The sequence below is a fragment of the uncultured Mobiluncus sp. genome (assembly GCF_947087965.1).
Classification (GTDB): domain Bacteria; phylum Actinomycetota; class Actinomycetes; order Actinomycetales; family Actinomycetaceae; genus Mobiluncus.
The window spans coordinates 24,803-50,554 of record NZ_CAMUES010000002.1 but is presented as its reverse complement, the minus strand read 5'-3'; the positions used below and the strand labels follow the sequence as shown (position 1 = coordinate 50,554).

Genomic DNA, 25,752 nt, shown 5'->3' with positions numbered 1-25,752 from the left:
TTTTGTCCCGCTTTTCGCTGAGCTTCCCGTCGCCGGGAGCGCCGGGTTTTACCGGACAATATCCTGATGAAAAGGATTTGACCGGCCAGTTTGCGTTAGGGTTGAGGTATGACTGAAACAGTGGATTTGTTGGAACTCGCTCCCGCTGCGGGGATTCATCTGCCCAGATACGTGCATACTCCCCCCGAGCAAGATTCAGAGCTGACCAAACGAATGCGTCTGCTTTATAATCCCGACGTTCCCGACCAAATTCCCGTCACCGATCAGCTGATGATTGACGTTTTGCGCACTCAGTCCAATAAATATCCGCGCCGTGTAGCCTTGGATTTTTTCGGCGCCACCACTACATACCGGCAGCTGGGCGAAAATGTGCAGCGCACATCGGCGCTCCTGCTTGAACACGGCGTCAAGCGTGGCGACCGGGTTTCCGTTGTGGCCCCGAACTGCCCGCAGTTCGTCTATCTGCTCTATTCCTGCCTGCAACTCGGGGTGGTGTGCGTGTTGCACAACCCCCTGGCGGCCCCGGCAGAGCTGAAGTGGCAAATCGAAAATGCGGAATCCAAACTGGTTTTTGTGTGGCAAAAGACCGCCTTAAGCGTCACTGAGCTGGTGCGCGACATGGACACCGAAGTTATTTCCCTCGATGTTTCTGCGGCTTTGCCCCGGCGGCTGCGTTTCGCTTTGCACCTGCCGATTAAGAAAGCGAAGGAGTTACACCAACAGCTTTGCGACCCGCAGGCCAAAGATTTGCCCGATTACGATACGCTGCTGGAAAAACAGAAACCGCATAACCGCATCGTGCGCGTCGACCCGGATGTTCCGGCCGTGATGCTCCACACGGGGGGAACTACCGGCAAGCCGAAAGCCGTCATTTTGACCAATCGGAACTTGGTGTCTAACTTGTTTGCCAATGTGACCTGGGTGACCAAGCTGCGTCCCGGCAAAGAAACCTGGTTCTGCGTTCTGCCGTTCTTTCACGCTTTTGGCCTGACGCTGTCCCTGAACGGGGCGATTGGTTTGGGAGCCACCGCGGTGTTATTCCCGAAATTCAGCACCCGAGCCGCCCTGGCTGCTCAACGCCGGCGTCCGGGCACTTTCATTGTGGGAGTGCCTCCCATTTTTGACCGCCTAGCGAAAGCCGCCGAAGAAAACCCGAAAATAGATTTATCAACGTTTAAATACGCCATTTCCGGAGCTATGCCGCTGACTCAGGAAGTCGCAAAACGCTGGGAAAAAGCCACTTCCGGCTACATCATCGAAGGCTACGGCATGACGGAGACCTCACCGACGGTACTGGGCTCCCCCATGAGCCCCGAACGTAAACTTGGCTACATGGGCATCGTGTTCCCTTCTATCCAAGTGCGGGTCATCGATCCGGATACTCTGGTTGATGTCGAGCCCGGCGAGGTGGGGGAACTCGTGGTGAAGGGACCGGGGTGTTCTCCTGGTTATTGGCGAGATCAGGTCGAAACCGATTTGCTGTTTACTCCCGATCATTGGTTGCGCACCGGCGATTTGGTCGAGGAACACGAGGGTTTCTTGCGGATGAGTGACCGGCGCAAAGAGCTCATCATTATCTCTGGTTTCAATGTCTATCCCTCGGTGGTGGAGGCCGCAATCGCCACGATGCCCCAGGTGGCGGAAGTCGCCGTGGTCGGCATTCCCGATCAGACTGACCCCGCCCGGGGTGAACAGGTACACGCGGCGGTGGTTCTAAATCCGGGAGCGAGCCTGACCTTGGACAAGATTCGGGCTTGGGTTGCAGATTCCCTCCCCCGTTACGCGATTCCACGTTCGGTTTCTTTCCCGGAGCAGCTGGCGCATAACGAACTTGGCAAGATTCAACGCCGCATAGTGCGTCAATCCGTCCTGGAACGACTCTCTGAAGGTTTCCGTATGTAAGGGTTAGCAGCTCGGAAAGTGCCGCAAGCTCGCTTCATGGTAACCTGCGGTTAACTCTGCGAGTGGCTCTTTAGTGAGGCGATAGCATCCTCAAAGTCCTCCAAAGAGTTGAAATCAGAGTAAACCGAAGCGAAACGCAGGTAGGCAACTTCGTCCAATTCCTTCAATGGTTCCAAAATGGCTTTGCCGACTTCTTCGGAGTTGATAATGGCTTTCCCGGAAGCCCGCAGGGTTTCCTCAATACCTTGTGCCATAAGTGCGAGTTGGTCTGGGCTGATGGGACGGCCTTGGGTGGCTTTGGCCAAACCGGCAATAACCTTGCTACGCCGGAACGGCTCGGTTGCTCCGGAACGTTTCTTAATCAGCAGCAGTGTGGTTTCCAAAGTGGTGAAACGCCGGCCGCAACTGGGGCATTCACGACGCCGCCGAATGGAGGCACCGTCGTCAGAAGTACGTGAATCAATCACGCGGGAATCTTCGTGATGACAAAACGGACAGTGCACGTCGCCCTCCTTCACCGCTGCAAGACTACAGGTTTCACCGTAAGTGCAAACTGAAGTTTTCGCAAGCTGGAATGCAGGGCTAATGACAATCATTTCAATAAACCGGAACTAACAGCGTTTGCCCAGTTTTCAGCACTGAGCCCGAGTCTAAGGCATTTGCGTCCATCATATCCGCCATAACCTCGTCAGTTGGCACACCGGTGGCATTAGCAGCGGCAATGTTCCACAGTGTGTCCCCCGGTACGACCGTGTGCAGCGTAAAATCTGTCGGAATGAACTCAGGGCTGAGTCCCAGCCCCAACACCATGCCCAGGAACACCATCACCAGGGAAGCCAGAATAAAGATTCCCACGCGCAAAGCCACGACATCCCACGGCAAAACCGGGCGGGCAGCCACAGCCGTGGACTCCGGCGCCCTCGAAACCAAACGCAGGTAAGTCGGACGCGACGACTGCCGAGCTCTGAAAGCACGCACCGCCGGGTGGTTCGGAGCCAACTCGCTAATCTCAAAGCTCGGTGCCAAAACTGCTGTCATGGTAATCCCTCCATCCATTCGAACATTTGTTCGTTCGAACATCTGTACGTATAATATAAACCATTGCCGGCGCGTTGTCGAGTCAAAATCGAACATTTGTGCGAATATTAATTTTGACCGCAGTTAACCTGACAATTGCCAGTCTGACATGGACCCCGGAGACGAAAATCCGGCAGTTCCTGGAGACGGCTTTTTTCCCGCTAACTCGCGCAAAGTACCAGATAAAGGAGCAGCAGTGAGCGACCTGACCAAACGACAACAGGAAGTTTTGACGACTTTGTACCAACTCAGCCAAAAGCTCGCCTACCCTCCTTCGGTACGCGAACTCGCAGAGGCCATGGGTCTATCCTCTCCTTCCTCGGTCAAACACCACCTCGATGTGCTGACCAACAAGGGCTACCTGCGCCGGGCTCCCAACACGCCGCGCGCCTTGGAATTTGTGAAACTCCCGGAGGGAATGGAAACTCCCCAGCCGGAATCGGCATCCGGCGTGACACCGTCTGCCACCGTCGCCACCATTCCGGTGGGTATCGCCGACACCGCGGCGGAAACAGCCGTCCCTCTAGTTGGACAGATTGCAGCAGGCACCCCCATCACCGCCGAGGAAATGGTCGAGGACACATTCGCCCTGCCCCGCCGCTTTACCGGTTCCGGCGAGCTGTTCATGCTCGCAGTGAGAGGCGAATCCATGCAGGACGGAGGCATTTTAGACGGGGATTGGGTTGTAGTGCGCCATCAGAGTGAAGCGCGCAACGGTGAAATCGTGGCTGCGATGATTGACGGCGAGGCCACGGTGAAAGAGTTTTCCCGCGCCGACGGGCACGTTTGGCTGCTGCCCCACAACGATAACTACGCGCCCATTCCCGGTGATACCGCCACCATTTTAGGAAAGGTCGTCACCGTAATCCGTTCCCTGTAACGTTTGGGGTACGCCCGCTTCTAGGGAACTTGCTGGTACAGTCGCCGCAAAGCGTCCAGCACCACCTGTGCGTCCTCCGTGGGCCACAAGGGCGGCAGGGAGGCTCGCAAAAATCCTCCATACCGCGCGGTCGCCAGACGTGAATCCAACACCGCCACCACCCCGCGATCCGCGGCGGAACGCAACAGCCGCCCGGTTCCCTGTGCCAGCAACAGGGCGGCATGTGTCAGGGAGACTTCCATGAAGTCGCTGCCTCCGGCACGTTTGACCGCGGCACAGCGGGCCTCGATGACCGGATCGCTGGGAACCGGGAAAGGAATTCGGTCAATCAGCACCAAACGGCAAGTATTCCCCGGTAAATCCACCCCCTGCCACAGCGAGAGAGTCCCCATCAGACAAGCGGAAGTGTCCTCGCGCATATCTTGGACCAAGGATGCCATAGAATCTTCACCTTGGACCATGATGGGCAAATCGGTGCGTTCTCGAAGAATTTCCCCCGCGCGCTCGGCCATCTTGCGCGAGGAGAACAGCCCCAGTGCCCCGCCTCCCGAGGCCTCAACCAGCTCCACCAGCCGATTCCAAAACACTTCGGGGTGCTCTCCGCGAGTGGGCGCGGGCAAGTCCCGAGCCAGATACAAAATGCCCTGCCGATCGTGGCGAAACGGGGAGCCGACATCTAAGGTTTCCGGCTGCGGTTCATCCAACTGCAAACCCATCTTGTGCATGAGCGGCGCAAACGTGCCCCCCAACTTGAGCGTGGCCGAGGTAGCGACAATGGCATGTTCGCTCCACAATCGATTCGCAAGCTTTCCCGCCACATCCAGCGGAGCGGTATAAAGCCGGGGTTCCTGGTCCGCATCGCGTCCCCGACTCAGCCATAGAATCATTTCACCGTTCGCGACCGATTCCGGGGTCATCGTCTCAAGCGTATCTAACAGGCTGGTCAGAATGGCTTTCGCGACGGCAGTCCTCGCGGCGTCCGCTGTTTTTTCGCCGTCCGAACCCGCATCGGCCCCACCCTTCGCGCTCAACTCCGTGAGGGCAGCTTTCAAAGGCGGCAGGGACAGCAACCGGCATTCCGCCACCGCCTCAGGCATTTGTGTGAAACGGCCATCTTCCAGATTCTGTAGTGCCACACCCAGTGAGATAGCTTGCTGGGCGAGTTCCTCGCTACCGGAAACCCCCAAGCTGCCAGCCGCTTTGGCACAATTTGCCAACATATTGGCGCTGAACTCAGTAGACGCCTGAGAACGCACCCGTTCGGCCAGTTCATGAGCCTCATCAATGATGATGGCCTCACACTGGGGCAACGGATTCTGTTTCCCGGCAGCTTCTAGCCCAATCATGGCGTGGTTTGTCACTACCACCTGCGCCTGCGCTGCCTTGTCGCGAGCCGAGACCTGGAAGCACTCGGAACGGGACGGGCATTTTTCCCCGACACATTCCAAGCTGGAGAGGGAAACTTGCCGCCACGCACGAGAGCCGATACCGCGCGGGGCTTCGTCCCGATCCCCGGTCGGAGTTTCTCGAGCCCACTCGTAGAGTTTCTTCGTTTCCGCAGCAAATCCCCGCATTTTCCGCGCGGCTTTCACCCCCGGTCCCGATACGGCCTCGCCACTCCCGTCGGCTGCGGGACTCAGGGAATCTTCCATAGCGGAGAACAAATCGTCCTCGCTACCTTCGTAACCGCCGTTCAATTTGTGCAGGCAGACATAGTTTTGCCAGCCTTTGAGAACCTCCACGCGCAGCTCGGAACCGGTCACGTTTTTCACCGCTTCCACCGCCAGGGGGGCATCCTTTGTGATGATTTGGTTTTGCAGAGCCAAAGTTGCGGTTGAAATGACCACTCGGGCATCCTCGTGCAGGCAATACAGCAGCGCCGGCAGTAAGTATCCCAAGGATTTCCCGGTTCCAGTCCCCGCCTGAACTGCTAATTTGCCATCTGAGTGCAACGTCTGTTCCACCGCAGCCGCCATCGCCACCTGACCGGGACGCTCGCTGCCGCCCAATAAAGAAACCGCCTCAGTCAGGACCTTCTGCAGCTCTGAACTGGGAACATAGTCCGCAAAAGCGCCCTCCCCAGCAGCGGGTTTGACCACGGCGCTATCATCAATCGTTTGTGACACTGTCGGCTCCCTCGCCCGTTTCATGATTATCTTCCATAGCCTGATCAAGCAGTTTTGCCCCCAAAGCCGGGGGTACCCAGGCATCTACAAACGTGCCGTCCTCACGATTCTGGCGGGTCAAGAGTTTGCCGTCACGATAAATCCGTTCCAGCAGACCCGTGTTTTCCCACTTCACCACGACTCGCACTCGTTGTCCCGGCCAGGGCAGACGGTCGGCAATGGCATCCTGTAGCGCCGCGACGCCTTCCCCGGTTCGGGCCGAAACGTAGTATGCCTCCGGTAGGGAATGACGCAGCAGCGCGAGGGCAGGAGCAGTAGCCTGATCGATTTTGTTTACCACCATCATGACCGGGACATCCTCGATGTCCTCCACAGCCTCCAGAGTGGCATCCACCGCCGCGACTTGAGCCAGCGGGTTGGGGTTGGAACCATCCACAACGTGCAAAATCAAATCAGCCATAGCGGTTTCTTCCAAAGTGGAACGAAAAGCCTCCACCAGCTCAGTCGGCAGGCGCCGCACGAACCCAACCGTATCCGTCAGGGTGTATTCCCGTCCTTCCGGAGTATGGGTCCGGCGCACGCTGGGGTCAAGGGTGGCAAACAGGGCATCATGCACCAACAGATTGGCTCCCGCCAACCGATTCAATAGCGAGGACTTGCCGGCGTTGGTATATCCCACAATCGCTACCGCGGGTACCCCCCCAGCTCTACGACTGGCTCGTTTCGCCTCACGAGTTGGAGCCAAAGATTTTATAGTGCGCCGCAGCCGAGCCATCCGGGAACGAATCCGGCGCCGATCGAGTTCAATCTTGGTTTCACCAGGTCCGCGTGCGCCGATACCCTCACCGGCGGCAGCTCGCCCCCCGGCTTGCCGGCTCATCGATTCGCCCCAGCCACGCAGTCGCGGCAGCAGGTATTCCAACTGAGCCAGTTCCACTTGGGCTTTGCCTTCCCGCGAGGTGGCATGCTGGGCAAAAATATCCAAAATGAGGGCGGTACGGTCTATGACCTTGACCTTTACTACGTCCTCGAGGGCACGGCGTTGACTGGGGGCTAATTCGTCATCGATGATGACTGTATCCGCCCCCAGAGCGGCAACTTGAGCTTGCAGTTCGTGGGCTTTGCCCCGCCCCAGGAAAGTTGCTACGTCCGGTTTTTCGCGTCGCTGCAACAGCCCGGCCAGTACGACAGCCCCCGCTGTTTTCGCTAGGGCAGCAAGCTCTTGTAGCGACAATTCAGCCTCGTCCCGGTCGGCGGCGAAAATCCCCACCAAAATGACCTTTTCCAACCGTACTTCACGGTACTCAACCTCACTAATGTCCTGCAGTTCAGAACCGATGGATTCTACCCGCCCCAAGGCATAGCGATCGGCCCACCGCTGGGCTTGTTCAGCAGCATCATGTTGAGACCGGGGCAGATTGTTCAGCGCGGGTATCTCTCCCGTCGGCGGCGCAACAGCAGCAGCGGGCGAAAGGACACCCAAGTTCGGGCAATCCTCCGTGTTTTCCTGCAAGTTACATTCCTTCCGCCTAGAATTTAGGGTATCTCCTAGCCCATGCAAGTAAAGGTTTGAGCTTTGGTTTTAAAGGATACAACGGACCCCGGAGACAAGAATTCTAACGCTCCGTCTGCGCGGCGCGCGTCCCCGTTTGGCCAGTCGCTTCCCCGTACTGCCCCCGTTCCCAGTCCCGCTGATGAACGCCTCAAAAATCGCCACAAAGCCCTGTTCAACGTGCCTGACTGGCGCTCCGAGGAAGAAATCATCCTCGAAGCAGCCGAATTCGATTCCACCATTATGGTTCCCGAACGACTGCGCCGAAACAAGCCGAAGGTCATAGATTCCAAGCCCGAGAGAACCACCGCAAATCCCTCGCAACCCGCCGAAATCGAAGCTCCGACGCAACCCGCTGCCGAAAATCCCACTTCATCAGCAACTACGGAAATGACCGAGGACGAAACGGTCTATCCTCAGCCCGGAACCCCAGCCTCCGGCGATTCGGTAGCGCCCCCGGAGATGAAAAAGAGGAAAACCGCGGACGCACCGGACACTTCTTCGGACGACCGCTCCACAAAAACGGCACAAAAAACCATCATTCAGGGTCATTCACAGCTTATTTCGCAGCACGTGGAGCACCGCGCCCCGTCAAACCGTCCTGCGGGATTAGCCTACCCATACTCGCCGGTGGAAATCGCCAATCTCGGAGTCCGGTTGCTGGCAAACCTGCTGGTGCTGACGATTCCCACCCTGTGCGTGCTGCTACTCTCTGGCTGGGGCCCGCAGGAAATCTCCATTATTTTTGAAGACTTTTGGCCCTACCTTGGCCTGTCATTACTGGTCACAGTGGTCTTAGTCGTTCTGGACGAAGCGGTACAAACCGTGGCGCTCCGCGTGAAAGTTCCACAACTGTTGGAGTGGATGATTGAGTTCGTGCTTTCTGCTCTAGGCGCCGGCGTTTGCTTATTTTTCTTTACGCACAGCATTTTGGGAGCGTTCCTGCTGGGGCTGATTGTCAGCGTGCTCACTTCGTTAATCAGTCACGTGGTCGCTAAACTTTTTTGAGACAAGTTAGGAGACCAGTTGAGTCCACAGCCTGCTGGCGAGCAATATTTCGCAGCCGCTCCACATTCCGACAGCTCCACCCGGGAGCTGACCGTTTCTATAGCCGGTCGTGATTTTCGTGTCACGACGGCTCACGGAGTTTTTTCTGGTCACGGTTTGGACAAGGGCACTGAGGTGTTATTGCGTAAAGTTCCCTCTCTACCGTCCGTGTCAGAGTTGGGCGGTTCAGGAGTTTTGGTTGATGTGGGCTGCGGATGGGGGCCGTTGGCGCTGACTTTAGCCGCTGAGCGACCCTCCGCCCAGGTTTACGCTGTGGACGTAAACACCCGCGCTCTGGAGCTGACCAGGGTAAACGCAGCCGCTAACGGGCTGCCTAATATTCGGGCACTGAGCGAAGCTGACGCTTTGGCCGCCTTAGGTCCAAACTCTGTGGATGTCATCTGGTCCAACCCGCCGGTACGGGTGGGTAAAGCGGCACTGCACGCGATGTGGGAGAGCTGGCGAACTCGTTTAAAGCCAGATGGGGTCGCTTATCTGGTGATAGGACGCAACCTCGGATCCGATCCGTTCCTGGCATATCTAAACGAGCACGGTTGGGCCGGCGAAAAAATTGCCTCCTCGAAAGGATTTCGAGTGCTGCAGCTACGCCGGAGCGCCTCCTGAGGGCACCCCGAACATTCTGGACAGATGAACCAAAACCGCGGGCTTTCGACAACGCCGCGAGCGGCACCGACAAAACGACCGATTCCCTTGTGAACTGCGGCGTTAGAGGTGGGTAAATTATTCGGCCCCCCGTTTTCACCCAAAGCACGAGCCCGCCCCGTAACATTAAATCATGCCGCAGTTGACTGCTCAACGTCCGCGGGTAGTGACACTGGAACGCGTCTGCGAAGCTCTCGATGGTGCTTCTCGCAGCTATGTTGTGGACGTTTACGACTCTAGGCGCACGGTGATGATGCCTGGCGCAACCGCCACCAGTTACATTGACTTGGTGACGGGGGTTTTGCGCGTGCGCTCGGTCTGGCGCGCTACGGTTTCCGTCCACGAACGCTCTCGGCTGCTGCCTTACGTCCTGCACCATAATCGCGAGGCTGTCGGTCCAAGAGTGGTGACTTATCTGCACGGCAATCACTATCATCTCTGCGCCCAGACGAACGCCCAGGTCACTGTCGGTATGGGCGACCAGCAGTTGGAAGCCCATCTGTTGCTGGCTGTGATTATGGCTGAACGATTCTTTTCCAGCGTGGAAGCCGATTTCCCCTGTGAAATGGACGCGGAAACGGACTTTTCCCATCATGACCTGTTACCCAAACAGCACATCGTCCAGATTGTTCCAGGGTTTTCGGATAATGCGCTCACCGCACCGGTCAGTGTGGAGTCGGTTGCCCAGGCCACAGACCGCCTCGACCTGCGAGTATACCGTGACGGCACGGTACTACGCCTGCGCGATTCAGACGACTTGATGATTCTGCGGCTATTCGGGGAAGACACCTGGCTATCCACCTCCATGCTGGTTGAGCTGGGACAGATGTTTCCTGCCGAAAGTTTGTTCGATGCCATCAATGAGTTAAATACTTTCAACGCCCTGGGCGTGACTTCTGTTCTGGGGATGCGAACCCAGCCCTACCTGCGTTTTGATTACCTGGTTTCCGTGGGTGAAGGTCTGAGCGAACGTCAGTTAGACACGGAAATCGTGGCGGGAATGTCAGTGACCCAGAATCTGGCTGCGAGCCTGCGTAAAAAAGCTCCGACCCTGTTCCTCTAAGCTCGGGTGGCTCCAGGCGACTTCCACCGCTCGTTTGTCGCGACGGAACCACTTGATTTGTCGCCGGGACAGCTGCCGGGTCGCCAAAGCGGTGGCCGCAATACCGTTCTCCACCGTCATCTCCCCGCGCAGCACTGCCAGCGCTTGACTGTATCCGGTGGCCTTTTGCGCGGTAATGCCCAAGGGGTGAGCTCGGTCGGCAGCGAGTTGCGCCGTTTCCTCAAGCAGTCCTTGGCTATACATTTCGCGTGACCGGGCATTGATGCGTTCGTCCAGTTCATCGAGGTTTCGCGTCAGGTAAAACACATGGGTGTCCGGCTGCCAGTATTCTCCACGCGGCAAAGTCGCGGAAAATGGGCGTCCGGTAATTTCCATGACTTCCAGAGCTCTGACCAGGCGACGCGCGTTCATCGTCTCGATGGTCTCCGCTGCTTTCGGGTCTTTGCGCTGCAAGATTTCGTGTAGTTGTGCCGCTCCGAGTTGCTCCGCCTGCGCCTCCCACCGGGCGCGAACCGCGGGGTCGGTGGGAGGGAACTCCAATACATCCAGCATCGCCCGCACGTACAGCCCGCTACCCCCCACTACCAGGGGCAAAGCACCACGTGTTTGAATCGCCTTCACGTCAGAACGGGCATGTTTCTGATAAGCCGCCACCGAGGCTTCTGCATCGGGCCACAGCACGTCAATCTGATGATGTGGAATTCCCTGACGTTCAGATTCCGGGGTTTTCGCGGTACCCACGTCCATGCCCCGATAGAGCTGGAAGGCGTCCGCGCTGATAATTTCTACCCCGCCCGGAAACCTAGCGTTAAGCTCCGGGTCGCGGGACACTCTCTGCGCGAAGTCCAGCCCCAGGTTGCTTTTTCCCGTAGCGGTCGGCCCCACAATCGCAACAATCACGGTTTAGTCCCTATTTCGTTGGTCCCGGCTTGAGTCCGGGCATTCCCAAGAGGGTGCCGCGAGGCTTTTCGAGGTGCGCTACTTCCCACAGGTCGCCGGCGCGAGTGGGGCGAACGGTGAATACGCCGCCCGGAGTAAGGGCGGAATCCGCCACGAGGTGGTGCGGCGCACCGTGGGTCACCGCCACTGTTACGAAGTCTCCGGGGCGGATTTTAGTGCCTTGGGGAACCGCAAAGTGAACCAAACGATTATCCCGGGCACGTCCGCTCATTCGCGCGGTGGCTTCGTCTTTACGGCCGCCCGCGGTGACCAGGACTTCCACCGTCTGCCCCTCTAACTTTTCGTTTTCCTCCAAGGTGATTTTTTCTTGTAGTTCCAAGAGTCTTTGGTAGCGCTGCGCCACGACTTCCGGGTCCACCTGGTCGTCTCGATCGGCGGCGGGAGTTCCGGGGCGGCGGGAATAAATGAACGTGAACGCTGCTTGGAACCGAGCTTCGCGCAGCACATCGAGGGTATCTTGGAAGTCAGCTTCAGTCTCGCCGGGAAATCCGACGATAACATCCGTGGTTATAGCTGCTTCCGGTATCGCTGACCTGACTTCTCGCAGAATCCTTAAAAACCGTTCCGACCGGTATGAACGCCGCATCTGCCGCAAAATCCGGTCCGAGCCAGATTGCAGCGGAAAATGCAACGAGGGCATCACCGTCGGGGTCTGTGCCATTGCGGCGATGACATCTTCAGTAAAAGCCGCGGGGTGGGGCGAGGTGAAACGTAGGCGTTCCAGTCCCGGTGTTTTTCCTACATCTCGCAGCAAATCGGCAAAAGCGCCGCGCCTTCCGAAGCTCATTCCGTAGCTGTTCACGTTTTGCCCCAGCAAGGTCACTTCCACAGCTCCCGCGTCGACTACCGCCTGCACCTCCGCCAGAATGTCGGCGGGATTTCGATCCCGTTCCCGACCGCGCAGGGAAGGCACGATACAAAACGTACAGGTGTTGTTGCACCCCACCGAGATGGATACCCAGGCTGAAGCCGGGGATTGCCGGTGCGCCGGCAGGACGGAGGGAAAGACTTTCAGGCTTTCCTCGATTTCCACCGCCGCTTCTTGGTTGTGTTCGGCACGCTTCAACAACACCGGGAGGGCGTCGATGTTATGCGTCCCGAACACTGCGTCTACCCACGGAGCCCGGTCGAGGATTTTCGTGCCCTCCTGCTGGGCGAAGCATCCTCCCACGGCGATCATCATTCCGGGGCGGCTTCGTTTCACATCTGCCAGCTGTCCCAAATGGCCGTAGAGTTTTGTTCCGGCAGCCTCACGCACCGAGCAAGTATTCAAAACTACCAGGTCAGCCCCGCCATCTCCGGCGTTGGTAGCCCGTGCAGCTTTTTGTGGAACCTCCTCAACCGGCACCCAACCGGCCGCGTCAAGCAAGCCAGCCATGCGTTCCGAGTCGTGTTCGTTCATCTGGCAGCCAAGCGTTTTCACCAGGTAAGTTCGGGGAGTTTCCATCACTGGCTCATTTTATGTCATGCCGCTGATGCCGTCACTTTCGCCTCGGCCGCCAACCGGGACGCTGCGTCCGGGATTCTCAGCCCAAGTGAGACACCAGCAACTCCAAAGCCGCCCGCACAAATACCGCGCGAACTTCTGGGCGAGTGCCTGGCTGGTTGACCTCCCGCACTTCTGTGCCTTGTGAAGTGGCTAGGCTGACATACCCTTTCCCCGGCGCCACGCCTTCATCCGGGCCGGGACCCGCAACTCCGGTGGTAGCCAGCGCATAATCCGAGTGAAATATCTCTCGTACCGCAATACTCATCTGTACCGCAACCTGAGGGTCATAGGCGGTGTTCGTTTGCAGCAGCTGTGGACTCACTCCCAGCACCGCGGTTTTCACCGCATCGGTATACGTCACGACTCCGCCGCGAAATGTTTGGGAAGCTCCGGGGATTCTGACAAAAGCATCTGCCAGCAGACCCCCGGTCAGCGATTCCGCGCAAGAAATCGATCGTCCCCGCTCGCTCAGTTTCCCCAGCGCTCTGGCGGCTAATTCATCAGTCGATACGGCGTCACTCATCGGTTCTTCCATCCCCGTTTCGTCCCCACGCTAGCTTTAATCGTCCAGTTTCAGTTCATCCATCACGGTATTAACTACTGTGGTGGCCAGAGCTGAGGAAAACCCGCGTGTCGCTACATAGCGCCACAGCTTGGCTTTCAATTTGCGGCAATCGTCAAAGTTGCTCAAATCCAAGCCGCGGCGCGCCGCCGCAAGTTTGCTCTCTAGAAGAGTTCGGGCGTTGTCCGTTTCCCAGTCTGGATCCTCAGCATCCAGGGCCGCTAGGCCCACGGATATGGACTGGGTATCCAACCCACGCTTTTCCATATCCGCGGCCAATTTGGCTCGGGACATTCCGGGGCGCTGGCAGCGCTGACGCAAAAACTCTACGGTGTAGTCTCGGTCATTCAGCCAGCCGCGAGCGGCGAAAGCCGCCACCACATCATCGACAGCCGCGTCACCGAATCCCTTTTCAGCCAGGTAGTCACGCATCTGAGACTCGGTAACAGCCCGCCGATCCAGCAGGGACAAACCAGCTTCCGCGGCGGCATCCGCCGTCGCATCCACTACTCGCAAACTCATGAGGCTTTTTGAACCTTCTTGGCGGACGCACCCTCATCTGTGGAATCGTCATCCATCACGACAGCGAGTTTCGTACCCTCGCCAGTTTCGGGCTGCGCTGCCGCGTTCGGGTCCTCACGCACACCCAAAGCGATGAGAATCTTATCTTCGATTTCGGCGCTGAGCTCGGGGTTATCCACCAAGAACTTCCGTACGTTCTCTTTACCCTGACCCAACTGCAGTTCGCCGTAGGTAAACCAAGAACCCGACTTCGTCACGATGCCCGCTTCCACACCAAGGTCAATGAGTCCGCCCTCCCGGGAAATGCCCTGACCGTACATGATGTCGAATTCCGCCTGCCGGAAAGGCGGTGCCATCTTATTCTTAACAATCTTGGCACGAGTCCGGTTACCGATGGCTTCTCCGTTTTCTTTCAACGTCTCAATCCGGCGCACGTCAATGCGCACCGAAGCGTAGAACTTCAATGCTTTGCCACCGGTCGTGGTTTCGGGAGAGCCAAAGAACACCCCAATCTTTTCACGCAGCTGGTTAATAAAGATTGCGGTGGTGCCGGTGGCGGACAGCGCTCCGGTAATCTTTCGTAGCGCTTGGCTCATCAACCGAGCCTGCAAACCCACGTGGGAATCCCCCATGTCCCCTTCGATTTCAGCCTTCGGTACCAGAGCCGCGACCGAGTCAATAACGATGATGTCCAGGCCGCCGCTGCGAATCAACATATCCGCGATCTCTAGCGCCTGTTCTCCGGTATCGGGCTGGCTGACCAGCAGATTGTCAATATCAACGCCAAGTTTCTGTGCGTAAACCGGATCGAGAGCATGTTCCGCGTCGATGAAAGCCGCGTTCCCGCCCTGTTTCTGAGCGTTCGCCACCGCGTGCAGAGCCACGGTGGTCTTACCGGAAGATTCTGGACCGTAAATCTCAATAATGCGGCCCCGTGGGAGTCCCCCAATCCCCAAAGCCACGTCCAGGGCTACTGACCCTGTAGGAATGACCGAAACATTCGTGTTCACGGCCGAGTCGCCCAACCGCATCACGGAACCTTTGCCAAACTGCTTATCAATCTGACCTAGTGCAGTTTGTAGCGCTTTCGCGCGCTCGTCTTTTGCCATTGCGTATTCCTTTCATCTGCGCGGCTCTCCGCCGCCCCAATAGTTCGGGTGTCATTGTTGAGCTCCTCTCCGAAGCTCTCAAGATGAACTTACGCCCCACCCCGGAAGCGAAAAATCGAAAGTTTCTCTACTTGTGGAAAAGCCCTTTTTCGACTCATCTGTGGAAAACACTATATCGAACATGCGTTCGAATCATCCGACACGCCGACCGTCCACAAAAATTCCCCACTACACCCGCTTTTGCTCGCTTCACTTCCACCTCACCAAGACATGACAAAACGGGCGCCCCCTTTGCAAACCCGAACTTTTGACGATTCTTTTACTAAAAGTACCTGTGTGAGAAACCTCACACAGCATGCGATTCCCTAAAGTTCTTAAACCAATTGCCGATATGGAGGCTGTCGCTAGGAAGGCGACAGGAGTCTATGAGCCACGGAGGGCGAAATGGCCACTATGCTTGCCATGCGTAATTTCGGGATGCGTAGTCTGTACGTTCCCGGAATGGCTCAGCGCGCCGCAATTCGCTCTTTCGCCAAGGAAAATGGCACCCTCACTGAAGAGAACAAGAGAGCTCTGGACGCCCTCGACAGGTTTGAGATGGATCAGGCGCGCATCCGCGCGATGGCAAAGCAGAACAAAGCGAAATCAAAGAGTCTCGGCCCCTTAGGCGGGACGGGCACGTCGATTGGTTTTGCCTCTGATTCCGCGCACGCAAAACGTTTGGCACGCAGCTATGAGGCCGATGCGGTGGCATATACAATGCGGGCTCGTGCCGCCGCGGAAATAGGCGATGATGCAGCCGCGCGGAGCTATGAAGCCAAGGCACGCCAGGCCGTGAGCGACGCCAACAAGATGTATGCCAAGGCCGCTGAGCTAGGCCGACAGGAAGCCGAAAAGCGCAAGGAAAAGATTGAGCGAGAAGGCCGGGAACGAATCGAACGGCGCAAGGCCATGGAAAAAGCCCGCGAAGCTGCCGCCGAAGCGAAGCGTAAGCGTCTGGAAATCGCGCAAAAGAAAGTTTCAGAAGGGTGGATGCACCTGCGCGAAGCTGATAAGGCCACGCAAAAACGCAAGAAAGCGGAAGCTGAGATGTGGGCTAAGCGCATCGAAGAAAGCCAGTTCTGGATTCATCAGATGCACCTGGTCCAGATGGGTGAACACCCTGACCAAGCCATCGCTCAGGCTCAGATTCAAGCGTTCCGAGATGCGTCGACCTCTGTCACCGAGGTAGCTCCGGACTATACCCCGACGTCTGCTCCCGCCGAGCCCGTGGTGGCTTAGGTTCCCACGTTATTTTCCACCACCGCACCAGGGTTGGGGGGCGTGCCTTTCGGTTTCGATACCGTTTTGAAGTACGTCTCGACAGTTCAGGAGAGGCCCTGTTCCCGCTTTGACCAGGTGGTTTGGCTGCGCACTGCCCCAACAGCCCAGCAAATCAGGAATATCAGGAAAGAAATTGTGGTGATATAGGGCGAAATCGGCAATCCGGGTCCGAGAGAGAGCAGAATACCGCCCTCGGCGGCAATCAGCGCGAACAGCACCGCCCAGGCGTGCTGACGTAAGGGATTGGCAGAAATGCGAGCGGCAGCCGCTCCCGGAGTAATCAGTAACGACAAAACCAGCAGCGCGCCCACCATCTGCACAGCCAGCGCCACAACCAAACCGAGGATAAGCATGAACCACAAATTCATCACTCGTGGGGAGACCCCTTTGGACAGCGCCACCACCGGATCGACCGCAGCGTAATACAGTCGACGCCCAAACAGGGCTATGGCGGCCAAAACCATCGTTCCAACCACGGCGAACACGGCCAGTTGGTTCTCATCAACAGAAACAATTTGACCCGTCAACAGGCCGAATTTGTTGGCGGAACGCCCTTTGTAAAGCGCCAGGAACAGCACCCCGATACCCAAGCCGAACGGCAGCAGCACGCCGATGAGAGCATTTGTACCCCAGCGCCGCGTGTAGGTCGCGGACATCAATAGCGCCGCCACGATTGATCCCGCGATGGCTCCGCCGGTAACGCTGGCCCCGAGAAACAACGCCACCGATGCTCCTGCGAAAGACAGTTCGGACGTTCCGTGAACCGCAAAAGCCGCGTCCCGCAGCTGCACCAGCGGGCTTAGAATCCCTGAAACGACAGCCAGAATTGCCGCGGCGACCAGTGATTCCCGAACCAGCGGTACCAGTTGCCAAAAATCCTGGAAGTTGATGATTGCCTCCATTAGTGTCCCGCCTCCTTGGGATTGTGCGGTGACTCTGCTGATTCAAAATGGCTGGCGTGATGGTGACCGTGCAGGGCTTCCTCCACAAAGCCGGATTCGGACCCGTTCTGGGCTCCCACCACAAAATACGTTCCTCCCAGGTTCACGACACGGACTTCCTCGCCATAGAGAGCTGACAATGTTTCGCTGGACATGACTTCTGACACCGAACCCACCGCGGCCCGTCCGAGGGCAATATACACCACGGTGTCCAGCAGTTTATCCACGGGGTTTAACTCGTGCGTCACCAGCAGGATGGCGGTGCCCTGCGCTGCCAGATTGCCAAAAATCTTAACAATGTCGGTTTGGTGCTTGAGGTCGAGGGACGCCAACGGTTCGTCGACCAGCAGTAAATCGGGACGTTGCACAATGGCCGCCGCGATACGTAAACGCTGCAGCTCTCCCCCGGACAGTCCGCTAATCGGCGTATCTGCGTAACTCTGCGCCCCCACTAGAGCTATCGCGCGTTCGACCTTTTCGCGCGCCCCGGGGGAAGTCCAAAACCCCAGTTTCGCTCCGTCAAGCCCCAGGTAGACCACGTCTCGTCCGCGAATCTGCACAGATTTCGGGAAACGCCCGTGTTGAGGAAGGTAAGAAATTTTTGCCGAGTCCCGTCGAAAAATGGTTCCCGCGGCGGGTTTCACGTCACCGAGTACCGACTTTAACAGGGTCGTTTTTCCGGCTCCGTTTTGTCCCAAAATCCCCACGACTTGTCCTGGTTTAACCCGCAGGTTCAAGCCGGAAAATACCTGTCGTGTCCCGTATTTTAGCGTCAGGTCCCGCATCTCTAACAGCGGTTCTTCGCCCATCTGATTCCTTCCCCAGTCCCCCGGTTCACTTCCTGGTTTCATCTACCTTAACGGATTTCGTCCGGGCTCCAGGAGCTGCGCTCTATTCTGAAGCCCGGACTTTTATATACCCTAATCCTGTATTACTTCAAAGCCTTATCTATCTGGTCTAAGGCAGCGCCAATCCAGCTGACATAGTCGCTGGCCCCCGCCAAGGTCTCGGTCAGTGTCACCACCGGAATGCCTTTAGTCTCAGCGGCATCCTGCAGCGCCTGGGACACCGGGTCTTCCGTCTGGGAGTTAACCAGAAGTACATCGACTTTACCCTCCGTAATCAGGGCCTTGGTGTCAGCCTGCGTCTTTACGCTGGGCCCGGATTCCGTTTCGGACTGTTCCACGTATTCTTCAGGAGTCAGATCATGGATACCGGCGTCCTCCAACAGGTAGTTCGCCAAAGGTTCGGTCGCCAGGGAATGCTTTTCGCCCCGCGCCTTAATGTTCTCTGCCTGCGATTCCAATTCATCCAACTTGCCTTGGAATGCCTTTGCAGCATCCTGGTAAGCCGCAGCATTATCGCCGTCAGCCTGGCTCATCGTATTAGCAACTGCCTTGGCGACTTCGCTCACCGCGTGCAAATCGTAGAACACGTGCTCATTGACGGAGCAATGGTGATGATGGTGCCCCTCATGTCCCTGCTCGCCTTCATGCGCATCCTCGTGTTCATGCTCATGGCCGTCCTCGTGTTCATGCGCATCCTCATGTTCATGGCCGTCCTCGTGGTCGTGACCTTCCGCGTCGCCACAGTCAATACCAGCCAACTCCACCGCATTTAGCACAGTGGGTTTGTTGTCCGCTGACTTGGCCAGCTGCAGCGCCCAATCGTCGTAACCCCCGCCGTTCACTATTACCACGGAGGCTTGGTTCACCAGCTTCTTATCTTTCACGCTGGCTTCATAAGAATGCGGATCCAGGTTCGGCTGGTCGATGGACGTAATCACGTCTGCGTTATCTCCCACCACGGCTTTTGCCACGGAAGCCCATACGTCAGTAGAGGCGTACACCGTGGGTTTGTCCGCAGCAGCGTCCCCTGCCGCGTCTTTCTTTTGGGTGTCGTTTGCGGTCGAGCAGGCGGTCATACTCACGGCTAGTGCGGCGGCACCGAACAAGGCGCCGACAGTCTTCAATTTCATATTGTCCTTTCCCCTCAGGGGTTATAGTTTTTGTTCTTATTGCGAATCGTTCTCATTATCACTCAACTGGAAAACGCTGTCAAAACGAGACACAATGTTAGGCAAGGCGCGCGAAAACGGGAGGGAAACTACCAATGACCACAGGTAAATCGATACCCCAAAGCCCCGCTCGACAGCGCAAAACGAGACAATTAGAAGCGGTACTTTCCGTGGTCAGAGGAATGACCGATTTTCAATCAGCAGCAGATATCTTTACAAAACTCCAGTTAAACGGCACCCGCGTAGGATTGGCGACGGTTTACCGCAATCTCGCGGCACTGGCGGAAGACGGCGTCTTGGACACGGTCAAGTCCACCGATGGCACTACCCTGTATCGAGAGTGCGAGAGTTCCGAGCATCATCACCACCTGGTGTGTCGGAGCTGCGGAAAGACCGAAGAGCTCCATCTGAAAGGGCTGGAGGAAACCCTGAGTGAAATGGGCCGGGAAATGGGGTTCTCCGCTTTGAGCCACACGGTGGAGCTGACGGGATTGTGCTCTAAGTGCTTCGCGAAAAAATAATACCCCCTGCTGTATATTAATTTACTGCAAAATCTGGCCTTTGAGCAGCCCGATTAACCTATCCAGCACCCGTGCATCTTGACGCAAACCGTTGTGTTCATATTCACTGGTAACCCACAGACGGCAATCTTTTAAGATGCCAGCGGTTTCGGTCGAGAACTTCAACGGCACGTAGGCATCTTCATAGTAGGCCGCCGCCGCAACCGGTACTTCTGCACTGGCCAGGCGTTCAGTCGAATAGAGTTGCGTCCATTCAAAATTGGCCAGTATGTCGGCAGCTTCACGCAAAGGCCGCAATTCAGATGATTCCTCAAACAGGTCACGAGGCAGATGCTCTCCCGCGAACAGCGTCCCGTCACGTTTTACTTCCCTGGGCATAGTGCGGCTAGCCGCCCAGCGTGTTGCCACTCCGTCCGCGTAACACGACTCGTGCAGGATGGCATAGAGCGGATTGCGGCCCTCAAATGGCAGCATCGCCGCTAAATCATGACGAAATGCAGGTGAGAACGGATCATTTTCCAGCAGTTCATGCAACTTCATACCCCCGCCTTGTGCACCCAAGACAATCCCTACGGTGCGCCAACGATCCGCACCGACCTTGTCGCCGTTGGGCGTAATGATTTTCCCCTCCCGAGCCAGGTTATAAATCTGGCGCACTCGGTCCCGATCCTCGGAGAACTGTCGATAATAGGTTTCGGATTTATCCATCATGATTCGCCAAGTTTCGGCGTAAACATCTTCAATAGGATGCCCTACGGCCGTCAGTCCGCCGGTCAGGATAGCTCCAGACAGGCCTTCGGGGTGGGAGCTGAGATAACGCACGGAAGTAAAGCCCCCAAATGACTGCCCCAGCAGCGTCCAGCGTTTTCCGCCCAGGTAAGCGCGCAGGGCTTCGGCATCTCGAACTATCTCATCGGCACGCAAGTGAGTCAGGTATTCTGCCTGTTCAGATGGGGTCAGACCCGCCAGCGGGCCGAAATCCGGATCTGCCGAAACCGGAGTGGACCGCCCGGTACCGCGCTGATCGAGCATAACGACTTGATAGTCCTCCAGAGCGCGGGGCAGCCAGGTCGGCTGCGGCGAGGGGTACAACGCGGGCCGGGCCGCCTCATGTCCGGGTCCGCCTTGTAGGAACAGCAGGTAGGGTCGCTTTTCCCCGTCCTTACCGGTGACGACTCGTGCAAATATTTCTATCATTCCCGCGGCTGGATTGAGATGGTCCAGCGGCACTTGCAAAGTAATGTCACGTAGTTTCAGTCCCGGCAACAGTTTCACTTCATCACTCATGTGTTTCAGCTTAATGCCACCAGCTTGGCTTGGCCTTAGACTTGAAGACATGTTTTGCGAATACTTTGAGGCGCGGGTCTGCCGGTCGTGTCCCCTCATGGGGGTGCCTTACAGCCAGCAGGTGCGGGACAAGGAACGGGCCTCACGCCGAGCTTTGGCCTCTCTGGACCGTCCCTCCTCACGGCGAAATCCCGCTCAGCCACTCGCTGCGAAGTCGCAGTGCGAGTGGCTGCCAACCTTCCGCAGTCCCCAGAAAGAATTTCGCAATAAGGCAAAGATGGTGGTGTCGGGGTCCAAGAAGTCGATTGTGCTCGGACTGGCCCCCACTAAGGATTTTCCCGCTGGCGTCGATTTAGAGTCGTGTCCGCTGTATGCACCGGCAATTCGCGCCGCTTTCGCGCCTATTCGGACTTGGCTACAGCGCCTCGGAGCTCGCCCCTACAATATCGCCACCGCTAAGGGCGAAGTCAAATATGTGCTGGTAAGCGCCAATCCTGCGGGCGAATTGATGGTTCGCTTGGTGTTGCGATCTAAAGCTGCCCTACATCGGATTGAAAATACGTGGTCCGAGCTTCAGGCCGAGTTGCCCGACCTGCGGGTGTTTTCGGTAAATATTCAGCCCGAACATACCACCGTCATTGAAGGCCGGGAGGAAATCATCCTTTCGGAGGAAAAGTTTATTTCGATGCCCGGTATCGGCACGGATTTATGGCTGGCGCCGGGGGCGTTTTTCCAGACAAATACCGCCGCATCTCAGGCTATGTATACACAAGCTGCTGCTTGGGCACGCGAACTCCACCCGAAAACCGCTTGGGATTTGTATTGCGGTGTCGGCGGATTTGCCTTTGCACTGAGTTCCGCCGGGGTTGCGCAGGTGACGGGCGTGGAAGTCGTGGGACCGGCTATTATTGGCGCGCAGAAGGCCGTAGCCGAAATGGCGGGTGTGACGGCGGCTGGTTCGGTGGGGCAGGGCGTTGAGAACACACTTGCGATCTCTCGCGGTGACGCTGTGGCTAGGCCGCATTTCATTACCGCCGATGCGACTAAGTGGGCTACTAATCAAAAACTTGTACCGCCAGATTTGGTGGTGGTGAACCCGCCGCGGCGCGGGCTCGGGCCCGAATTATCCTCCTGGCTGGAGCACTCCGGTATCCCCCACCTCATCTATTCCTCCTGTTTCCAGGAAACCCTGGTGGAGGACCTACGCCGAATGCGTTCCTACCGAATTACCGCAGCCAAACTGGTAGACATGTTCCCACATACCTCACACCTCGAAACTTTGGTATTGCTGTCAAGGTAGTGATTGAGCCACATAACAAGCTCTATGGGAGGATAAGTCCAGACAACTACCACTCAGGCCGAAAATGATTGGGAGTAAATCGTATGTTGTTTATAGAAACGGCCGTTTTGTGCGCGGTATTGTTCATGCTCTGCATTTTAGGAACTGGCACCGATGCTAAAAACTTACAGAACTACAGTTCTTACCCCGATGCGGTGCAAAGCCGGATCCGTGCTATCCCGGAATACCAACACCGGTTCCAGGATAAGAATCCTTTCCTAACCTTTACCGCCAATTTTCTCCTCTTCCTAGTCATATTATTTGTTTTCGGGATATTTATCCGCCAGAGCAACTTTGCGCAAAATTTCCTCTCCCTGCTGATTCTCGGACAAACCTTGAACGTTTTCGACCTAATTGTCATTGATTTGCTGTGGTGGCGACGTACCCCGCGCATCAGATTCTCAAAGCTCCCCCAACCCGCTCTCTACCAGGACCCACGAAAGCACATCTCCGCTTTCATCAGGGCGTTCATCATGTACTTTGCCATCGCCCTAATCGATGGCTACCTGCTGACTCTATTTTGAAACCTATACCCTGAACGCCCGTCTAACCTATGGGCGTGATTACCCCTGAACTACTAGCATAGAAACCGCGGTGTCCTCGGATTCGGAGCAACAAAACAATCCTCGCTGGTCGCGGACTATTTCGCGCGGAGCGTTCACGTTTATTGTCCTGATGGGTATCGTGTCCATGTTCTCGGATATGACTCACGAGGGCGCTCGCTCGGTTTTGGGTGAGTATCTGAACCTGACCGGGGCATCGGCAGCAGCCATCGGTTTTGTCTCTGGTTTCGGGGAACTGTGCGGCTACTCGTTGCGCCTGCTCTCAGGCTTTTGGGCTGACAAGACCAGGCACTACTGGGGCTTGATTATTTTTGGCTACACCATCCAGGTGTTGGCCATTCCTGCTCTCGCGCTCGTTCCCGACAATGGCTGGATTTTTGCCTGCAGCCTGGTGGTTTTGGAACGCGTGGGCAAAGCTATTAAGAAACCCGCAAAAAACACCCTGGTCAGCTTTGCGGCGGACGAAATCGGTACTGGTAAGGGCTTCGCGCTGCAGGAATTCCTCGACCAACTCGGCGCATTCCTGGGTCCCCTGCTGCTGTTCCTCGTCGGTCTGATTATCGGCACGCAAGACCTGTTCGGGACTTACCGCCTCGGCTTTCTCACCCTGGGCATTCCCGCACTCATCACCATCGCGTTCACCGTGTTAGCTTGGCGCTTCTATCCGCACCCCGAAAATTTTGACCAACCCGCCACCCTCCCGGAAAACACCCACGTCCCGACTGACCCGCCCCGAGAACCTTGTGCGCCCGACCCGACCGGCGAGACCCTTACGAACGGCACCCCCACAAGCGCGTTGCCCTCCGTTTCCGCTGTCACCCCCGGTTTTCGTTTCAACCGAACTTTTGCCCTCTATATGGCCGCTATCTGCTTGTTCGCTTTCGGTTTCGCGGACTTCACGCTGATTACTCTGCATGCTGCAAAAACTGCGGCATTCCCGAAAGCGGCATTAGCGCTGCTCTACGCGGGGGCAATGGCGGTCGACGCCATCGCCGCGCTCATTTTTGGAACCTGGTTCGACCGTATTGGCTTGCGGGCGCTAATTATCTCAACCCTTCTGACGGCACCGTTTTCAGCATTCGTATTCCTGAGCGGAAACCCTTGGTTCATCAGCTTTGGCATCGTGCTGTGGGGGCTGGGAATGGGCGCCCAAGAAAGCATCATGAAAGCCGCGGTAGCCAAAATTATACCCAAGGATTGGCGCGCCACCGGGTTCGGGATTTTTGAAACCGGCTTCGGAATTGCTTGGTTCCTCGGGTCTTGGCTGATAGGAGCCCTCTATGACATCAATATCCCCGCGATGGTTACCGTTTCCGTCATTTCGCAGCTCGCGTCCGTGGGGTTATACCTCCTGACCCTGAAAAATTTGCCAACTTTACCCCCGCATTAATCGAAATCGCACTGTATTCAGCTGTTTTAACGTTAGGCTTAACCCGTGAATATTTCGGATTTGACTCCCGCAACGCAAGGACCACGTCGGTGGCCGCGTTCCTGGTCACCCGGCATTTTTCACGCCAAGAAGGAAACGATTGAACCGCTGGAAGTCCCCAAAACCAAGTGGAAATTTTCCCTCTTGCTCACCCAAGTCGGGATTTATGCTTGTTTATTTGCCCCCATTCAGCTCCTCATCGGCCTGCAAGCCTCGATGATTGCTCACGACCACAAAGAGATTGTTCTCTCTGTGGTCACCGGCTGCGGGGCATTTATGGCGATGATTGCCACCCCCATTTTTGGAGCGCTATCTGACCGGACTTACTCAAAATACGGACGTCGGGCGCCTTGGGTTTTGGGCGGGGTTTTATGTGGAGTTTTCGCGCTCGCAGGTTTGACTTTGGCGTGGTGTCCCGCGTCTTTGGCGGGAACATGGGTTTTGACCCAGGCGGCACTAAACGCCGCATTTATCGCCACCAACGCCATTCCGAACGATTCAGTCAGGGTTGAGTACCGCGGAGAAATGGGCGGCTGGTTGGGAGCCGGACAAAACCTGGGTGCTTTGCTAGGGGTTGGCTTGGCGACCCTGTGTACGAACATAATCGACGACTACATGGGTATCGTGGTAGCTTATGTCGCTCTAGCGTTGCTGCTGACCATCTGTGTGGCTCCCTATTTGTGGAACTCTAATGACCGTTTCCTCGGCGCTCGCCGAGAACCCATCACGATCAAAAGGTTTTTCCAGCGATTCTGGATTCCGCCGCGCAAATACCCGGATTTCATCTGGACTTGGCTTTCCCGCCTCCTGATGTTCACGCCTTTCATGACGATAGCGCTTTACCTGCTGTATTACCTCGGAGATGTGTTGCATTACCCGAGTCCAACCACCGGCGTGCTGATTTTGTCCACGATTTACGCGGTGCTCACCATGATTTGCGCCTTCATCATCGGTTTTGTCGCCGATTATCTGATGAAGTACCGCCGGCTCATCTTTATTTCCTCGGTCATCATGGCGATTGGCAGCCTCATCCTCGCGTTCGTGCAAACTTGGAGCTGGACGATTTTAGCGGCAATCTTTATTGGGATTGGCCACGGTATTTTCATCGCGGTGAGCTTTGCAATCACCACCCGAGTCCTTCCTCCCACCGACGATTCCGGCCGTGACCTAGGTGTTTTCAATATTTCTGCAACTGTCCCGCAGGTGTTAGCCCCCATCTTTGGGGTTCCGGTCATTACCCTCATAGCCAGCTATTCCGTGGGTTACACAGTCCTGTTTAGCGTTATGGCCGTAATGTTCCTTATCGGCGGGGCGATGATTTTCAAGGTGAAATCCGTAGAATAATCGGCTTGATACCCTCAGGCGGCCCCGCCGCCAGAA

At 56.7% G+C, this 25,752-nt stretch carries 24 protein-coding genes; 11 read left to right on the top strand and 13 right to left on the bottom strand.

The genetic code is table 11. The annotated features are described in order from the left end of the window. The first annotated feature begins 108 nt into the window (after positions 1-108). Positions 109-1,902 carry an AMP-binding protein gene (locus tag Q0V70_RS02305; protein WP_297587921.1) on the top strand — a complete coding sequence of 598 codons (1,794 nt, stop codon included), beginning with the start codon at positions 109-111 and terminating at the stop codon, positions 1,900-1,902. A gap of 50 nt (positions 1,903-1,952) precedes the next feature. Here Q0V70_RS02305 and nrdR read toward each other — a convergent pair whose 3' ends face one another. Together nrdR and Q0V70_RS02295 are read right to left on the bottom strand one after the other, a co-directional pair. Further along, complete coding sequence (gene nrdR / locus Q0V70_RS02300; protein ID WP_297587920.1) at positions 1,953-2,405, bottom strand: transcriptional regulator NrdR; 453 nt, start codon at positions 2,403-2,405, stop codon at positions 1,953-1,955. Between the two features lie 94 nt (positions 2,406-2,499). Beyond that, on the bottom strand, positions 2,500-2,940 hold the full coding sequence (locus tag Q0V70_RS02295; RefSeq protein ID WP_297587918.1) for a LysM peptidoglycan-binding domain-containing protein: 441 nt from the start codon (positions 2,938-2,940) through the stop codon (positions 2,500-2,502). Between the two features lie 235 nt (positions 2,941-3,175). Here Q0V70_RS02295 and lexA point away from each other — a divergent pair, with 235 nt between their 5' ends. Next, positions 3,176-3,859 (top strand): transcriptional repressor LexA, encoded by a 684-nt coding sequence (gene lexA, locus Q0V70_RS02290; RefSeq protein WP_297587916.1) that lies wholly within the window; start codon positions 3,176-3,178, stop codon positions 3,857-3,859. Between the two features lie 20 nt (positions 3,860-3,879). Here the strand turns inward: lexA and Q0V70_RS02285 are convergent, their stop codons facing one another. Together Q0V70_RS02285 and hflX are read right to left on the bottom strand one after the other, a co-directional pair. Next, positions 3,880-6,015 carry an ATP-dependent DNA helicase gene (locus Q0V70_RS02285; RefSeq protein ID WP_297588594.1) on the bottom strand — a complete coding sequence of 712 codons (2,136 nt, stop codon included), beginning with the start codon at positions 6,013-6,015 and terminating at the stop codon, positions 3,880-3,882. Beyond that, complete coding sequence (gene hflX / locus Q0V70_RS02280; protein ID WP_297587915.1) at positions 5,969-7,546, bottom strand: GTPase HflX; 1,578 nt, start codon at positions 7,544-7,546, stop codon at positions 5,969-5,971. The genes Q0V70_RS02285 and hflX overlap by 47 nt, the downstream gene beginning before the upstream one ends. Positions 7,547-7,561: 15 nt before the next feature. Between hflX and Q0V70_RS02275 the strand changes: the two genes are divergently transcribed. The 3 genes from Q0V70_RS02275 to Q0V70_RS02265 all read left to right on the top strand — a co-directional run bounded on the left by Q0V70_RS02275 (position 7,562) and on the right by Q0V70_RS02265 (position 10,310). Next, complete coding sequence (locus Q0V70_RS02275) at positions 7,562-8,545, top strand: hypothetical protein (protein ID WP_297587911.1); 984 nt, start codon at positions 7,562-7,564, stop codon at positions 8,543-8,545. An 18-nt stretch (positions 8,546-8,563) separates the two neighbouring features. Then, the gene (locus Q0V70_RS02270) at positions 8,564-9,208 is read left to right on the top strand and encodes a class I SAM-dependent methyltransferase (protein WP_297587909.1); all 645 of its coding nucleotides are present in this window, start codon (positions 8,564-8,566) and stop codon (positions 9,206-9,208) included. 172 nt (positions 9,209-9,380) lie between these two features. Then, positions 9,381-10,310, top strand: coding sequence for a hypothetical protein (locus tag Q0V70_RS02265; RefSeq protein ID WP_297587906.1), 930 nt, complete (start codon positions 9,381-9,383; stop codon positions 10,308-10,310). Here Q0V70_RS02265 and miaA read toward each other — a convergent pair. From miaA to recA, 5 genes are all read right to left on the bottom strand, one after another. Further along, positions 10,251-11,210, bottom strand: coding sequence for a tRNA (adenosine(37)-N6)-dimethylallyltransferase MiaA (miaA, locus tag Q0V70_RS02260; protein ID WP_297587904.1), 960 nt, complete (start codon positions 11,208-11,210; stop codon positions 10,251-10,253). The two genes, Q0V70_RS02265 and miaA, sit on opposite strands and share 60 nt — an antisense overlap. 10 nt (positions 11,211-11,220) lie before the next feature. Beyond that, the gene (miaB, locus tag Q0V70_RS02255) at positions 11,221-12,717 is read right to left on the bottom strand and encodes a tRNA (N6-isopentenyl adenosine(37)-C2)-methylthiotransferase MiaB (RefSeq protein ID WP_297588592.1); all 1,497 of its coding nucleotides are present in this window, start codon (positions 12,715-12,717) and stop codon (positions 11,221-11,223) included. A 79-nt stretch (positions 12,718-12,796) separates the two neighbouring features. After that, positions 12,797-13,282 carry a CinA family protein gene (locus Q0V70_RS02250; RefSeq protein WP_297587902.1) on the bottom strand — a complete coding sequence of 162 codons (486 nt, stop codon included), beginning with the start codon at positions 13,280-13,282 and terminating at the stop codon, positions 12,797-12,799. 36 nt (positions 13,283-13,318) lie between these two features. Then, positions 13,319-13,843: a regulatory protein RecX gene (locus Q0V70_RS02245; RefSeq protein WP_297587899.1), complete on the bottom strand. Its 525-nt coding sequence runs from the start codon at positions 13,841-13,843 to the stop codon at positions 13,319-13,321. Beyond that, the gene (recA, locus tag Q0V70_RS02240) at positions 13,840-14,952 is read right to left on the bottom strand and encodes a recombinase RecA (protein WP_297587897.1); all 1,113 of its coding nucleotides are present in this window, start codon (positions 14,950-14,952) and stop codon (positions 13,840-13,842) included. The genes Q0V70_RS02245 and recA overlap by 4 nt, the downstream gene beginning before the upstream one ends. A gap of 444 nt (positions 14,953-15,396) precedes the next feature. Here recA and Q0V70_RS02235 point away from each other — a divergent pair, with 444 nt between their 5' ends. Beyond that, positions 15,397-16,233, top strand: a complete 837-nt coding sequence (locus Q0V70_RS02235) for an exopolyphosphatase (RefSeq protein ID WP_297587895.1) — start codon at positions 15,397-15,399, stop codon at positions 16,231-16,233. A gap of 86 nt (positions 16,234-16,319) precedes the next feature. On the opposite strand, the gene Q0V70_RS02230 is transcribed toward Q0V70_RS02235, so the two are convergent. The 3 genes from Q0V70_RS02230 to Q0V70_RS02220 all read right to left on the bottom strand — a co-directional run bounded on the left by Q0V70_RS02230 (position 16,320) and on the right by Q0V70_RS02220 (position 19,194). Beyond that, on the bottom strand, positions 16,320-17,177 hold the full coding sequence (locus tag Q0V70_RS02230) for a metal ABC transporter permease (protein ID WP_297346756.1): 858 nt from the start codon (positions 17,175-17,177) through the stop codon (positions 16,320-16,322). Then, positions 17,177-18,025, bottom strand: a complete 849-nt coding sequence (locus Q0V70_RS02225; RefSeq protein WP_297587893.1) for a metal ABC transporter ATP-binding protein — start codon at positions 18,023-18,025, stop codon at positions 17,177-17,179. The genes Q0V70_RS02230 and Q0V70_RS02225 overlap by 1 nt, the downstream gene beginning before the upstream one ends. A 122-nt stretch (positions 18,026-18,147) precedes the next feature. Beyond that, the gene (locus Q0V70_RS02220) at positions 18,148-19,194 is read right to left on the bottom strand and encodes a metal ABC transporter solute-binding protein, Zn/Mn family (protein WP_297587890.1); all 1,047 of its coding nucleotides are present in this window, start codon (positions 19,192-19,194) and stop codon (positions 18,148-18,150) included. A 134-nt stretch (positions 19,195-19,328) separates the two neighbouring features. Here Q0V70_RS02220 and Q0V70_RS02215 point away from each other — a divergent pair, with 134 nt between their 5' ends. After that, positions 19,329-19,754: a Fur family transcriptional regulator gene (locus Q0V70_RS02215; protein ID WP_297587887.1), complete on the top strand. Its 426-nt coding sequence runs from the start codon at positions 19,329-19,331 to the stop codon at positions 19,752-19,754. Between the two features lie 21 nt (positions 19,755-19,775). Here the strand turns inward: Q0V70_RS02215 and Q0V70_RS02210 are convergent, their stop codons facing one another. Further along, positions 19,776-21,041, bottom strand: coding sequence for an alpha/beta fold hydrolase (locus Q0V70_RS02210; protein WP_297587884.1), 1,266 nt, complete (start codon positions 21,039-21,041; stop codon positions 19,776-19,778). A 49-nt stretch (positions 21,042-21,090) separates the two neighbouring features. Here Q0V70_RS02210 and rlmC point away from each other — a divergent pair, with 49 nt between their 5' ends. The 4 genes from rlmC (at position 21,091) to Q0V70_RS02190 (ending at position 25,716) form a co-directional block, all read left to right on the top strand. After that, the gene (rlmC, locus tag Q0V70_RS02205) at positions 21,091-22,341 is read left to right on the top strand and encodes a 23S rRNA (uracil(747)-C(5))-methyltransferase RlmC (protein ID WP_297587882.1); all 1,251 of its coding nucleotides are present in this window, start codon (positions 21,091-21,093) and stop codon (positions 22,339-22,341) included. 83 nt (positions 22,342-22,424) lie between these two features. After that, the gene (locus tag Q0V70_RS02200) at positions 22,425-22,904 is read left to right on the top strand and encodes an ABC transporter permease (RefSeq protein ID WP_297587881.1); all 480 of its coding nucleotides are present in this window, start codon (positions 22,425-22,427) and stop codon (positions 22,902-22,904) included. Between the two features lie 70 nt (positions 22,905-22,974). Further along, complete coding sequence (locus Q0V70_RS02195; RefSeq protein WP_297587878.1) at positions 22,975-24,333, top strand: MFS transporter; 1,359 nt, start codon at positions 22,975-22,977, stop codon at positions 24,331-24,333. A gap of 45 nt (positions 24,334-24,378) precedes the next feature. Beyond that, positions 24,379-25,716 carry an MFS transporter gene (locus Q0V70_RS02190; RefSeq protein ID WP_297587875.1) on the top strand — a complete coding sequence of 446 codons (1,338 nt, stop codon included), beginning with the start codon at positions 24,379-24,381 and terminating at the stop codon, positions 25,714-25,716. Positions 25,717-25,752: the final 36 nt, after the last annotated feature.

Bases quoted from the DNA above. Each gene is read 5' to 3' on its own strand.
- Q0V70_RS02305 (WP_297587921.1), top strand. From the start codon at position 109: ATGACTGAAACAGTGGATTTGTTGGAACTCGCTCCCGCTGCGGGGATT.
- Q0V70_RS02245 (WP_297587899.1), bottom strand. From the start codon at position 13,843: ATGAGTTTGCGAGTAGTGGATGCGACGGCGGATGCCGCCGCGGAAGCT.
- Q0V70_RS02295 (WP_297587918.1), bottom strand. From the start codon at position 2,940: ATGACAGCAGTTTTGGCACCGAGCTTTGAGATTAGCGAGTTGGCTCCG.
- Q0V70_RS02225 (WP_297587893.1), bottom strand. From the start codon at position 18,025: ATGGGCGAAGAACCGCTGTTAGAGATGCGGGACCTGACGCTAAAATAC.
- Q0V70_RS02250 (WP_297587902.1), bottom strand. From the start codon at position 13,282: ATGAGTGACGCCGTATCGACTGATGAATTAGCCGCCAGAGCGCTGGGG.
- recA (WP_297587897.1), bottom strand. From the start codon at position 14,952: ATGGCAAAAGACGAGCGCGCGAAAGCGCTACAAACTGCACTAGGTCAG.
- rlmC (WP_297587882.1), top strand. From the start codon at position 21,091: ATGTTTTGCGAATACTTTGAGGCGCGGGTCTGCCGGTCGTGTCCCCTC.
- Q0V70_RS02235 (WP_297587895.1), top strand. From the start codon at position 15,397: ATGGCCACTATGCTTGCCATGCGTAATTTCGGGATGCGTAGTCTGTAC.
- Q0V70_RS02230 (WP_297346756.1), bottom strand. From the start codon at position 17,177: ATGGAGGCAATCATCAACTTCCAGGATTTTTGGCAACTGGTACCGCTG.
- Q0V70_RS02215 (WP_297587887.1), top strand. From the start codon at position 19,329: ATGACCACAGGTAAATCGATACCCCAAAGCCCCGCTCGACAGCGCAAA.
- Q0V70_RS02210 (WP_297587884.1), bottom strand. From the start codon at position 21,041: ATGAGTGATGAAGTGAAACTGTTGCCGGGACTGAAACTACGTGACATT.
- Q0V70_RS02220 (WP_297587890.1), bottom strand. From the start codon at position 19,194: ATGAAATTGAAGACTGTCGGCGCCTTGTTCGGTGCCGCCGCACTAGCC.
- miaB (WP_297588592.1), bottom strand. From the start codon at position 12,717: ATGGAAACTCCCCGAACTTACCTGGTGAAAACGCTTGGCTGCCAGATG.
- Q0V70_RS02265 (WP_297587906.1), top strand. From the start codon at position 9,381: ATGCCGCAGTTGACTGCTCAACGTCCGCGGGTAGTGACACTGGAACGC.
- Q0V70_RS02200 (WP_297587881.1), top strand. From the start codon at position 22,425: ATGTTGTTTATAGAAACGGCCGTTTTGTGCGCGGTATTGTTCATGCTC.